This is a genomic window from Amycolatopsis sp. WGS_07 (genome assembly GCF_045278895.1).
Taxonomy (GTDB): Bacteria; Actinomycetota; Actinomycetes; order Mycobacteriales; family Pseudonocardiaceae; genus Amycolatopsis.
Genome location: NZ_CP136053.1, coordinates 9336965 through 9348981, shown reverse-complemented (window position 1 = coordinate 9348981; position 12017 = coordinate 9336965). Strand labels below are relative to the sequence as shown.

10 protein-coding genes and 1 pseudogene are annotated in these 12017 nt (G+C 70.2%); 6 read left to right on the top strand and 5 right to left on the bottom strand.

Translation table 11 applies throughout. From position 1 onward, the window contains the following. The first annotated feature begins 221 nt into the window (after positions 1–221). The 3 genes from RPX00_RS43925 (at position 222) to RPX00_RS43915 (ending at position 3775) form a co-directional block, all read left to right on the top strand. Positions 222–1076: a PspA/IM30 family protein gene (locus tag RPX00_RS43925; protein ID WP_378299289.1), complete on the top strand. Its 855-nt coding sequence runs from the start codon at positions 222–224 to the stop codon at positions 1074–1076. A 34-nt stretch (positions 1077–1110) separates the two neighbouring features. Then, positions 1111–2100 (top strand): phage shock envelope stress response protein PspM, encoded by a 990-nt coding sequence (gene pspM / locus RPX00_RS43920; RefSeq protein WP_406634802.1) that lies wholly within the window; start codon positions 1111–1113, stop codon positions 2098–2100. Positions 2101–2473: 373 nt separating this feature from the next. Then, positions 2474–3775: a hypothetical protein gene (locus RPX00_RS43915; RefSeq protein ID WP_406634800.1), complete on the top strand. Its 1302-nt coding sequence runs from the start codon at positions 2474–2476 to the stop codon at positions 3773–3775. A 65-nt stretch (positions 3776–3840) separates the two neighbouring features. Here RPX00_RS43915 and RPX00_RS43910 read toward each other — a convergent pair. The 4 genes and pseudogenes from RPX00_RS43910 to RPX00_RS43895 all read right to left on the bottom strand — a co-directional run bounded on the left by RPX00_RS43910 (position 3841) and on the right by RPX00_RS43895 (position 8151). Next, positions 3841–4865, bottom strand: a pseudogene (locus RPX00_RS43910) (quinone-dependent dihydroorotate dehydrogenase). A gap of 697 nt (positions 4866–5562) precedes the next feature. Then, positions 5563–6135, bottom strand: a complete 573-nt coding sequence (locus RPX00_RS43905) for a GNAT family N-acetyltransferase (RefSeq protein ID WP_406634798.1) — start codon at positions 6133–6135, stop codon at positions 5563–5565. A 341-nt stretch (positions 6136–6476) separates the two neighbouring features. Beyond that, on the bottom strand, positions 6477–7295 hold the full coding sequence (locus RPX00_RS43900) for a DNA-formamidopyrimidine glycosylase family protein (protein WP_406634796.1): 819 nt from the start codon (positions 7293–7295) through the stop codon (positions 6477–6479). Between the two features lie 4 nt (positions 7296–7299). Next, complete coding sequence (locus RPX00_RS43895) at positions 7300–8151, bottom strand: ParA family protein (protein ID WP_406634794.1); 852 nt, start codon at positions 8149–8151, stop codon at positions 7300–7302. Positions 8152–8263: 112 nt separating this feature from the next. Here RPX00_RS43895 and RPX00_RS43890 point away from each other — a divergent pair, with 112 nt between their 5' ends. Next, a complete protein-coding gene (locus tag RPX00_RS43890) occupies positions 8264–8989 on the top strand; it encodes a methyltransferase domain-containing protein (protein WP_406634792.1) in 726 nt (241 codons plus the stop codon). A gap of 8 nt (positions 8990–8997) precedes the next feature. Here the strand turns inward: RPX00_RS43890 and RPX00_RS43885 are convergent, their stop codons facing one another. Next, positions 8998–9333 (bottom strand): hypothetical protein, encoded by a 336-nt coding sequence (locus tag RPX00_RS43885; protein WP_406634790.1) that lies wholly within the window; start codon positions 9331–9333, stop codon positions 8998–9000. A 110-nt stretch (positions 9334–9443) separates the two neighbouring features. Here RPX00_RS43885 and dinB point away from each other — a divergent pair, with 110 nt between their 5' ends. Next, positions 9444–10661: a DNA polymerase IV gene (gene dinB, locus RPX00_RS43880; protein WP_406643293.1), complete on the top strand. Its 1218-nt coding sequence runs from the start codon at positions 9444–9446 to the stop codon at positions 10659–10661. A gap of 824 nt (positions 10662–11485) precedes the next feature. Beyond that, a complete protein-coding gene (locus RPX00_RS43875) occupies positions 11486–11890 on the top strand; it encodes a DUF3040 domain-containing protein (RefSeq protein WP_378299272.1) in 405 nt (134 codons plus the stop codon). The last annotated feature ends 127 nt before the right edge of the window (positions 11891–12017 follow it).

The window sequence follows — 12017 nt, the reverse complement described above, 5'->3', positions numbered from 1 at the left end:
ATCGCCCCCGGGGCCGTCGGCGTGCGCGGGGTCCCCTCCGGGCCGGACCCGACCGCCGGTCAGGGCTGACCCTGAATTCCCCCGGGGTCGCCTGGAACGGCGGAGGCCGACCTGACACGATGGAACCCAACGCCGGGGTCGGTACGTTGTGCGACTAGGGGAGCGACGCCCCGCCCCGAAGCAATCAGGGCCCGTGGGACGCAAGAAGGCAGGCGGAGGAGATGGCCAACCCGTTCGTGAAGTTCTGGAAGTACATGATGGCGGCGTTCTCGTCGAAGATCGACGAGCACGCCGACCCGAAGGTACAGATCCAGCAGGCCATCGAGGAGGCGCAGCGCAACCACCAGGCGCTGACGCAGCAGGCCGCCTCCGTGATCGGCAACCAGCGGCAGCTGGAGATGAAGCTCAACCGCCAGCTCGGCGAGGTCGAGAAGCTCCAGGCCTCGACGCGCCAGGCGCTGGTGCTGGCCGACGAGGCCCGCAGCCAGGGCGACGAGGCGAAGGCCACCCAGTTCGAGACCGCGGCGGAGAGCTTCGCCGCGCAGCTGGTCACCGCCGAGCAGAGCATCGAAGACCTCAAGACGCTGCACGACCAGTCGCTGCAGGCCGCCGCGCAGGCCAAGCAGGCGGTCGAGCGCAACGCGACGATGCTGCAGCAGAAGCTGGCCGAGCGCACCAAGCTGCTCTCGCAGCTGGAGCAGGCGAAGATGCAGGAGCAGGTCTCCGCCTCGCTGAACCAGATGAGCCAGCTGGCCGCGCCGGGCAACACGCCGTCGCTGGAAGAGGTCCGGGACAAGATCGAGAAGCGCTACACCACCGCGCTCGGCTCGGCCGAGCTGGCGCAGAACTCGGTGCAGGGCCGCATGATGGAGGTCCAGGAGTCGGCCACCCAGATGGCGGGCCACTCGCGGCTGGAGCAGATCCGCGCGTCGATGCGCGGCGATTCGGTCGCGCAGGTCACCGACGGCGGTGCCTCCGCGGGTGCGGCGGCGGCCAAGCCGGCTCCGGCCTCGGGCGACATCCAGCGGGAGATCCAGGCCCGCGTGCAGGCCGAACAGGGCAAGAACCCGGCCTGACCGGCCGGGCACGGGCAGCGCAGGGGGCGGGCGGATGACCAAGCGGCGGGACTTCAGCGAGTTCAACGCCAAGCTCGAGAAGCACATCGAGCGGTTGCCCGACTACGCCCAGCGCGCCCAGGAAAAGCTGCAGCGGTACTTCCCGCCGGCCGAGGAGGCCGGCGGGAAGCCGCAGCAGAACGGCCGGACCCAGCAGCGTCCGGCCTCGCCGCCGGTGCCGCGCCGCCCGTCGGCTCCTTCGGCCTCTGCCGCGTTTTCCGCGGTGGCCGGGCAGGTGCCCGCGGTCGCCGAGGTCCGCGCGAAATGGCAGCGCTGGAACGAGCCCAGCGCGAAGCACCAGCGCCGGATCCGCCGCACCTCGCGTGTGCTGACCCTGTGGGTCCTGATCACGATCCTGCTCGGGATCCTCACCGTGCTCACCGCCACCGGCCTGCTCGGCGGAGCGGTCGCCGGTCCGGAGATCGGGCAGGCGGTGTTCTCCGGATTCGCCACGCTGGTGTTCGGCACGTTCAGCGTCCGCACCGGAATGCGGTTGCGCGAGCTGAAGAAGACTGAACTTCCCGCCGCTCCCAGCGGTCCGCCGCCGCTGCCCGCGGCCGGGTCCGCGGCGCGCGAGCCGATGGAACGGCTGGCCGAGTCGGAGGCTTCGCTGCGCGAACTCCTGCGCCAGCTTTCGGTGCCGACTTCACTGGGCACCACCGCGGTTCCCGAGGTCTCGGTCGCCGATGCCCGCGCGACGGCCGACGAGGCCGCCCGTGCGCTGCGCGGTCTGGCGGACCGGATCCAGGCCATCGAACGGGGCCGCAATTCCGCGCCGGAGCGTGAACGTTCCGCGTTGCAGGCGGCGGTGTCGAAGCTGCGCGAACAGCTCGACGACGGCCTCGAAGGCTACGGCGGCTTGGTCGCCGCGGCCGGTCGCGCGGTGGCGGCGAGCAGTGACGGGATGGTCACGTCCCGCGAAGCGCTGACGGACGCGACGGACCGGCTCGCCGGGCTGGCGCTGGCCCTGAAAGATCTCGGCTGACCTGCTGATCCGCGTCCCGCGACGGGGTAATCCGCCGCGAAACGCCCGATCCCGGGGTGAATGTGGTCCGGGTGCGCGGCGCCGCGCCGGTTCCGGGAATCGCGGCGACCGGGCCGAAATGCCGTCCTGATGGCCGAGTTTGGGATTCCGGTCGGCGCAACGGGACAGTCCGGCCGCGACGGTGCGTGAGTTTCCCCGCACACCGCAACAATCGCGTAATCCGATCCTGCTGGTGACGGAAACGTCTGCGGTTTAACGTTTTTCTCATGAGGTCGGTGTTGGCACCCGCCAGGCCCGGCGTCGCGGGCTGAGGTTCGCGGCGCCGGACGTACACAGTGGACTCCTCCGATCCCGCCGAGGAAAGGACGCCCTCGTGACTACGCTCCCGCCGGAACCTGATCCTGTTCCCGTCCCTCCGCCCAGCTCGCACGAGCGGGTGCGCACCGCGTTCGAGCGGCTGGCGAAAGCCGACCGTCCCGGACTCTGGGCCGCGGTGCGCACGATGGAGGAAGTGCTCGTCGAAGCGAAAACCGTTGACGAACGCGTGCACGCCGGAGAGGACCTCCCGCTCGCCGGAACCGTCTGCGCGGCCGACGTCGACGGCCCGCCGGTGGCCGCGCGCCTGACCGACGCCGGCGCGGTCCTGCTCGGAACGACGGTCCCGGACCCGGAAAACACGGTCGTCGGCCTGGAGATCGTCGACCTGGTCCTGAATACGTCCGCGCGGGAAATCGCCGCGCCGCCCGGGGTGATCAGCCTCAAGCCGACACCGGGGCTGATTCCGGGGAAGACCGTTTCGGTGTCCGCGCACCGCCTCGCGACCGGCCAGCGGGCCGTCGCGGCGATGCTCGGCAGCCTGGACCCGGCGGCCCGAGAATGGCCCGCCGACGTCCGCCTCGGCGCCGGGCAGCGGCCTCGCCTCGGCATCCCCGACGCCGCCAGCCTCCCGCTGCCCGCGAGGAGGGCTTTCGACGTCGCCGCAGCGTCTTTGGAGGCTTCGGGCGCGGTGCTGGTGCCGGTGGACGTCAGCGCGGTCTACGGGGCCGGAGACGCCCTTGCGGCCCGCTCGCTGATGGCGGAGCTGGAGGCGCTTCTCCTGCCGACCGTCGATGTCCAGGAAGCGACGCTGAACGCCCTCGACCTCGCCGCGGTGACCGTGCCGGTAGACCGGCGGCCGTACGGGATCACGGTGGTGACAAGGGCGTTCGAGGACCAGATCGGCCTCGACCTCGCCTCGGTGCTGACCGGCGAGCAGTCTCCGGATCCTTATCCGAGCGAGAGCATTGACGTCGTGGTGTTCGGCGCGCACCTGTGCGGCCAGCCGTTGCACGACGAACTGCACGGGGCTCGGTTCGGTGGTCTGGTCCGGACCGCGGAGCGCTACCGGATGGTGCTGCTCTCGGACGTCACCCCGCCGCAGCCCGGCGTGATCCCCGGTTCGGCCGGCGTGGACGGTGAACGCTGGCGGCTGTCCCCGGCGGCGTTCGGCCGGTTCGCGGCCGGGCTGGCGGCGCCGTTCGTGCTGGGCCGGGTCGAGCTGGAGGACGGGAGTTCGCCGCTCGCGGTGCTGTGCGAACCCGAGGCCGCGGCGGACGGCGAAGGTCTGGACCGGTACGCGTCGTGGCGGGGCTACCTGCGGTTCGTCAGCACGGGCGGGCCGCGGTTCCCCGGCTGACCTCAGTACGTGTCATCCCGCGGTCGAGTCCTCTCCGGCGCTTTGCCGGAGAGGACTCGTTTTCGTTACCGGGAGGCGAGCCCGCGGCCGACGCGGCGGACCAGCCCGGGGCCGTGCAAGGCGAAGCCGGTGTAGATCTGGACGAGGCTGGCCCCGGCGTCGAGCATCCGGCGCGCGTCGTCCGGGCCGAGGATGCCGCCCACACCGATGATGGGCAGTTTGCCTTCGGTTTTCTCGTGCACGAAGCGGACGACTTCGGCCGAGCGGTTGGTCAACGGGCGGCCGGACAGCCCGCCGGCTTCCGAGGCAAGCGCGGCTTCGGCCGGGGCGATGCCCTCGCGGGAGAGTGTCGTGTTGGTCGCGATGATTCCGGCGACGCCGTGTTCCAGGCAGACCTCGAGCAGTTCGGCGAGGGCGTCGTCGGTGAGGTCGGGGGCGACCTTCACCAGCAGGGGGTGTCGCCGCCTAGCTCGGTGCCGGTCTTGCGCAGTTCGGCGAGGAGTTCGGCGAGGGCGGCTTTGTCTTGCAGCGCGCGGAGACCCGGGGTGTTCGGGGAGCTGACGTTGATCGCGAAGTAGTCGGCGTAGGGGTGCAGGGTGCGGAGGGAGTAGCGGTAGTCCTCTACTGCTTCGTCCAGCGGCGTTACTTTGGACTTGCCGATGCTGATTCCCAGCGGTACCGCGGGTTTCCCGTGCGCGGCCAGGCGGTCGGCTAGGGCTTGGGCGCCGTCGTTGTTGAAGCCCATGCGGTTGATGACGCCGTCGGTGGCTGGGAGGCTGAACAGGCGTGGTTTCGGGTTGCCTGGTTGGGGGTGGCGGGTGACTGTGCCTACTTCGACGAAACCGAAGCCCAAGGCGGGCCAGGCGTGGAGGGCTCGGCCGTTTTTGTCCATGCCTGCGGCTAGGCCGATTCTGTTCGGGAAGGTGAGGCCTAGGACGGTGGTGGGATCGTCGGTTCGGTACGCCTTGGTGAGGGGGCGGAGGGCGGTGCCTGCGCGGCTCAGGAGGGTGACTGTGCGTTCGTGGACTAGCTCGGGGTCGTGGTAGGCGAGCCGGTACATCGCTGGGCGGACGATCCTGTCGAAGAGCACGTCGTCCATGCTGCCGTATTGGGGGTGGTGGGGGTGGTGGGGCCGTCCGTTCGTGTGGTGTGGGACTCCTGGTTGGCTCGTCGCCCTGGGGGGCGACATTGCTGTGGGGGGCTTGCGTGGGGCACCCCGAAGCCTGAGTGTGCTGACGGTCTGGGGGTGCTTGTCAAGGCGGGAAAGATGCCTTGACAAGCACCCCCAGACCGCAGGGAGGCTTCGTATCGGGGTGCGGGGGTGGGGCTGGGTGCCTCGATGGTTGAGTGCACCGGCGGCGGTTCTTGGCGGGGCTGGGTGCCTCGATCGTTGGGTGCGTCGGCTGCGGTTCTTGGTGGGGTGGGGCTAGCGCCCCAATGTGGCGTTCGGTGCATCTCGCGCACCCAACGTGGCGTTCGGTGCGTGGGGCGCACCCAATGCCGCATTGGGGTGCCGACCGGGCCGGGCGGGGCGTGAAGGACTCCTTGAGGGAATCTAGGTCCGTGAAGGAGTCCCTCACGGAACCTTGCCGGGGTTGGCGAGGGTCGTGAGGGAACCCTGAGGGACTCTGATTCCGTGAGGGTTCCCCTCACGGACGGTTAGCCGCCCGAGTCGGGGGTCGGGTGTCAGCTTGGGGCCAAGCCACGGTTCGCCGCCCGGGGCCGTGATTCTCTCCGGGCGGGCAGCGCAAAGCGGGACCAACCGGCGAAAAGTCCCGGCGGGGGCATCACACCGCCTGGGCGACTCCGGCTTTCCACTCGTCTTCCAGCATGGCGTAGACCAGTTCGTCGGTCCATTCGCCCTTGACGATCTCGTTTTCCCGCAGCCGTGCTTCCTGGCGCATGCCCAGGCGTTCCATCAGGGCCGCCGACGCGGTGTTGCGGCCGTCGCAGCGGCCGATGACTCGGTGCAGGCCCAGGTCTTCGAAGCCCAGCCGCAGGAGTTCGCGGGTGGCTTCCAGTGCCAGGCCTTTTCCGTGGTAGTCGGGGTGGAAGACGAAGCCGATCTCGCCTTGGCGGTGTTCGGCGCTGAGGTATTCGAGGTTGAGATCGCCGATGAGCTGTCCGGTTTCGGCGAGTTCTACCGCTACGGCGAGGATCTGGCCTTCGTCCGACAGGGTCGCGCTGTGCACGCGCTTCGCGAGCGCGGCCGCGGATTCCGCGCGGCTGCGCGGGCCCCAGTAGAGGTAGCGGACGACGTCCGCGCGGGACTGGAACGAGTTCAGGGCATCGAGATCGTCGTCCCGGAACGGGCGGAGGAGCAGGCGTTCGGTGCTGATCGGGTAGTCCGGCCTGAGCATTCCCCAAGCCTAGCGATTTCCCGCCCTCCCCGTGACGGGTGATCGCCGGGCGGTCATGGAAATTCCCGGGGCGCCTCCTGGACGCCGTCAGCGTCCAGGCTCGAGCCGGACCGGTGCTCGAGAACCCCGGGAACCCGGTGACTGCCTGGTATTCGTCAGCAGGCAGCACGTGAAGCAGGCGATGAGCCGAAGGTGGCTCTTGCTGTATCGCTGCTCAAAGTCCCAACACGTGCCATCCGCTAGCGGACAGCCACCTCACGAGTCCTGTGTGAATACAACTTAGGACCACCTCCTCTCTCGTGTACTGCCACGCTAACCGCGAACCTCTCGGTCCGGCAACATCATTTGCGCGGCGGTCCGTCCGGCGGGACCGGGCCGGGCTGGCAGCGCGGGCAGCACCAGGTCGGGCGCTGGTACGGTCCGTCGCCCTGCTGGCGCACCAGCAGCGGGCCGCCGCAGCGGAAGCAGCCTTGGCGGGTGCGTTCGTAGACCCAGGTGCGCCGTCCCCGGCGGAGGTCGCCGGTGGTGGCTTGTTCGTGGCGCCACGCGTTGGCGAGGAGCAGCTTCCGGGCGAGTGCTACGGCCCGCTCGGGGTCCACTTCGGACACTGGGGTCCAAGGGGAAACCCTGAGCAGAAAAGAGATCTCGCACTTGTACAGGTTGCCGACGCCGGCCATGATCCGCTGGTCCAGCAGTGCGTCGCCGAGTTCGCGGTCCGGTTTCGCGGCGAGATTGGCGGCGGCTAGTGCCGCGTGCTCCTCTGTCCACTGTGGATCCAGCAGGTCCGGGCCGAGGTGGGCGACGAGGGTGTGTTCTTCGGCGGTGGGCAGCAGTTTCAGGTCGTGCAACCGGAAACCGATCGCCTGGACGTCCTCGGTCATCAGCACGACCCGCGCGTGATGGGCGGGCATTGACCACTTCGCGCCGGCGGCCTGGATCTTCCATTCGCCGTCCATCTTGAGGTGGCTGTGCAGCGTCAGGTCGCCGGAGAAGCGGGTGAAAAGATGCTTGCCGACGGTGCCGACGCCGTGCACTTCGCGGCCCGCGAGGTCCACAGTGGCCAGTTCAGGATGGCGGAACTGGCCGCGCACCAACGTTTTCCAGGCGAGTGCGCGGTCGAGCAGCTTTCCGGCCAGGAATACGGTGTCGCCCTCGGGCACGAGGTCAGCCCGCGGTTTCCGAAACTTCCGCCTGCGCGGCTTCTTCCTCGGCGCGCACGCGGTGCCGTCCGGCTCGGTTGGAGCGCAGGATTTTGGCGAGGACCATGTTGAAGGTCAGCGCGATCTCCTGCGCGCCAGGGGAGTGCCACTCGTGGATCGGGCTGCACGCGCCCTGCGCCTGCTGCACCGCGAGCCGGTCCGGGATCGCGGTCGGCATCACCAGGGAGCCGAAGTTCTCGCGCAGCTCCGCGACCCGGAACTGGTGCTCGTACGACCGCACGCGCAGCTTGTTGACCAGCACGCCGATCGGCCGCAGCGACGGATTGCTGTCCTCGCGGATCCGCTCGATCGCCTCGAGCGCGCGCTGTGCGCCGGCCACCGCATACATTGTGGGTTCGGTCACAATGAGCGCGCTGTCGGCCGCCACGAGCGCCGATTTGGTGAGCCGCCCGAGCGACGGCGGGCAGTCGATGATCGCCAGCTCGTACGGTTCTTCGCGCAACGGGTGCTGGTGCAGCTCGTCGAGCGCGCGGGAGAGGTTCTCCAGGCGGCGGCCGTCGGAGTCGGGTTCGTTGAGCGACTCCAGCTCCTCGGCGCCGACCAGCACGTCGATCTCCTCGCTCCACACGCTGGGCGCGATGGCGCGTTCGAGAACGGCCCGCGCGGGCGTCTCGAGCACGTCGGCGAGCGTCGCGTCGGTGAACGGCGGGTCGAGCGAGGTGGTGGCGTTGCCCTGCGGGTCGAGGTCGGCTAAGAGCGTGCGGGTTCCCCTACGCAGTGCGGCCGACGCGATACCGAGCGCGACCGTCGTTTTGCCGACACCACCCTTGAGGCTGAGAACGGCGACCGTGTGCACTCGACACAGCCTACGGGCCGCGCGCCGGGGCGGTAGCCCGGAAGGTGGCGAACGCCGCTGCGGCGCCCACGCGGGTCACGGCAAGTGACCGGCGGCCATTACCCTGTCGGCCATGAAGACCGACACCGTGGCCGCCCGGGGTTCCGGCGCCGTTCGCCGGGCCCTCGAGGCCGAACTGCGGGCCGCCCGCGCCCGCGGCGTGGAGCAGCCGGTCGTCGTCGACGTCGGCGGCGGAAGCGGCGGCTGGGCGGTGCCGTTCGCCTCGGCCGGATGCCTGGTCACCGTGGTCGAACCGAACCCGAACGCGCTCGCGACGCTGCGCCGGCGCGCCGACGAGGAGGGCGTCGCCGACCGCATCACGGTGATCGCGGACGACTCCGACGCGCTCGGCGCGCACGTCCCGGCCGGATCGGCGGATCTGGTGCTGGCGCACGGCCTGCTGGAGGTCGTGGACGACCCGCGCGCGGTGCTCGACGCGCTCGCCACGGCGGTTTCGCCGGGCGGCGCGGTGTCGGTGCTGGTCGCCAACCGCACCGCGGCTGTGCTGCATCGCGCGCTGGCCGGGCGGATTTCCGAGGCCCAGCGGCTGCTCGAAGGCGCCGACGGCGTGGTCGCGGGCGACACCGTGCTGCGCCGCTACGACAGCGCCGGGCTGACCGAGTCGCTGGTCGCGGCCGGCCTGGAGGTCACGCTGCTGCAGGGCGACCGGGTGATCTCGGACGTCGTGCCGGGCGAGGTCCGCGAGGACGAACTGGCCGAGTTCGAGCTGACCGCCTCGGCGGTGCCCGCACTGCGCGACGTCGCGGGCCGGTTGCACGCGATCGCCCGGCGGGCCTGAACCTCCGGTCAGCTTCGGCGCGCCAGCGTGGCGATGCCGCAGGAGACGATCAGCACCAGTCCGAGCGAACCGATGGCGATTCCGTTGACGGCACGTTCTCGGTCGGCGGCGTTGTCGGCTTTCACCTCTTCGTAGGAAAGTTCGCGGCCGCCGCTGCTGCCGCCTCGTCCGCTGACGAGCCATTCGCGGCAGCGATCTTCGGGCCGCATGGTCTCCTGGCCGCAGACGACGGCGTCGCCGCTCCGCAGCAGGCCGAGATTGAAGTCGAACAGCACCAAGCCGAGGATGACCAGGCCAACGCCGATGTTCACCAGCAGCTTGATCCAGCTCGAGGTCCTGCGCATGCGGGGAAGGTAGGCGCGTTCGGCGGGGACAGGTCCCGAACGTCCGGAATTGTCGGTGGTGGCGGGTAGCGTCCGGAGGCGTGGGGAGAAACGCCGAACTGCCGAGCGGGATGGCCCGCTACCGCGTCACCACGGGCGCGACCGAGCTGCCGGACGACACCGGCTGCCCGATCCTGCACGTGGACATGGACGCCTTCTTCGTGTCGTGCGAGCTGCGCACGCGGCCGGAGCTGGCGGGCCAGCCGGTCGTCGTGTCCGGCGGCGGCCCGCGCTCGGTCGTCGCCGCGGCGAGCTATCCGGCGCGGCGCTTCGGCGTGCGCTCGGCCATGCCGTTCTCCACGGCCAAGCGGCTTTGTCCCCAGCTCGTGTGCATCCAGCCGACGCCAGGGCTGTACGGCGAGGTGTCGCGCGGTGTCATGGGGATTTTCCGGCAGCTGACGCCGCTGGTGGAGCCGCTGAGCCTGGACGAGGCGTTCCTGGACGTCGGCGGCGCACTGCGGCGGCTGGGGACCACTCCGGGCGCGCTGGGAGCGCGGATTCGGGAGCGAGTGCAGAAGGAACACGGGATCGCGTGCTCCGTTGGCGTCGCGAAGGTGAAATTCGTGGCGAAACTGGCCTCGGGGATGGCCAAACCGGACGGGATGGTGATCGTCCCCGCGGCCGAGACGCTGGATTTCCTGCACCCGCTGCCAGTGTCCGCGCTGTGGGGCGTCGGGAAGCGGACCGAGGAACAGCTGCGCCAGCACGGCTGGCACACGATCGCGGACGTAGCCGCCACCCCGCCCGCCCGGCTGCGGCGCGCGGTGGGCCGAGCGGTCGGAGATCACCTCTGGGCCTTGGCGAACGGCCACGACGACCGCGCCGTGGAACCGGAATCGGCGGAGAAGTCGATCGGAGCGGAACACACCTTCGACGTCGACGTCGTGAACCGAGCCGAACTGGGCTTGGAACTGCTGCGCCTCTCCGAACGAGTCGGGGCGACGCTCCGGTCGCGCGGACTGCGCGGGCGGACAGTGTCGATCAAGGTGCGGTTCGCCGACTTCCGCACGATCACCCGGGCGCGCACGGTGCTCTCGGCGACCGACGTGGCCCGCGACATCCACCGAACCGCGGTCGAACTGCTGACCGAGCACGCACCAACGGGAGCGGTCCGCCTGATCGGGGTCCGGGTGGAAGGCCTCGACACGGGCGACGAAGGAGAGCAGCTGTCGTTCGAGAACGACGAGCCGCGCTGGCGAGACGCCGAGGTAGCAGCGGACGTCGCACGGCTGAAGTTCGGCTCGGCGGCGATCCGGCCCGCTTCGCTGCTGGCTCCCCGGGAGGAGTGAGGCTCGTCGGGGTTGGGACGGGGATGCCGGGAGGCGTGAGGTCCAGGGTGCGGGGCACGGAGTCTGGCGGAACGGGATTTCCGTTGGCCTGGAGATAAAGCCATGGCCCGGCCAGGAGAGTGATCCGGCGGGGCAGCGAGATGGTCTCGGTAGTGAAGCGTGGTCCGCAGCGGAGCGATCCGTGGTGCGCGCCCTCGCCTAGGCGAGGGCGGTTCTGCGCAGCGTCAGCGCAGCAGGTCGCTCGCCGGGCCGACGGCGGCGTGCGATCGCCCGTCTGCTCGGCGAAGCTGACGGAGTCCGACGCGTCCGTGGGCGATTCACCGAGATGCGCACTTGATCGGCAATCGGCGTCGGTGCAAGGGAGCCGGGTGCGCCCAGAAACCAAGGGTCGGCAGTAGCGCTGAGTCAGTGCGCGACCGGGGCGTTCGGGCGGTGAGGGATTGCCGGGCCGGGCGGCAGGCGAGTGAATAAGTGGCCGACGGTATCGATCGGCGGAAGATCCTGCCGAGGGGGACGTCAGCGGGCTCGGTGGTCGGGCTGAGGACCGTTTCTCTCCGTGACGAGGGACCCCGCCCGGGGGAGGCCGGCGGGGCGGCGGAGGGGCCTGGACTGGGCCGAAGGGGGTGACTTCCGTCGCGGTGACGCACTGTCAACCCGCGTTGGGCGGGATTTCCCCCGATTCGATCATTTCAGGATCGGGGATCGGGTAGTCGGACGAGCGCGGGGCTCGTATCCTGGACAGTGCCACCCCGCCTGGGGTTGGCTGTTGGGTCCAGGACGTTGCGCGGCCCGGCGCCCGCGACAGCTGTGCCGGAGGAGGAAAGATGCCACTCTCCGAGCATGAGCAGCGGCTGCTCGATCAAATCGAGCGCGAGCTCTATGCCGAGGACCCCAAGTTCGCATCCACGGTGCGTGGCACCCGGTTGCGCCGACCCGCGCGCCGTCGGCGCATCCAGGGGATCGCCCTGTTCGTGGTGGGCGTCGCGCTGCTGGTGCTCGGTGTGGTGATCCCGGTGTTGCGGGTCGCCGACATCCCGGTGGTCAGCGTGCTCGGGTTCCTCGTGATGTTCTTCGGGGTCATGATGGCCGTGACGTCGCTGCGCCACAGCGACAGCGGCGGCAAGGACAGCCATGACGACGGAGGCGGCGGAGGGAAGCCGTCCGGCCGCAAAAGCTCCTTCACCCAGCGCATGGAAGAACGCTTCCGCCAGCGCTTCGAAGGCCAATAGCTCCACGGCGAATCCGCGCTTCTCCCCTCGGGGCGGAGCGCGGATTCTCGTGCGCGGGCATAGGCCGCACCGCTTAGCGGGACACGGATTTGCGGCCTCCGCGTCGCGGGTGAGGCTGCGCGCGGAT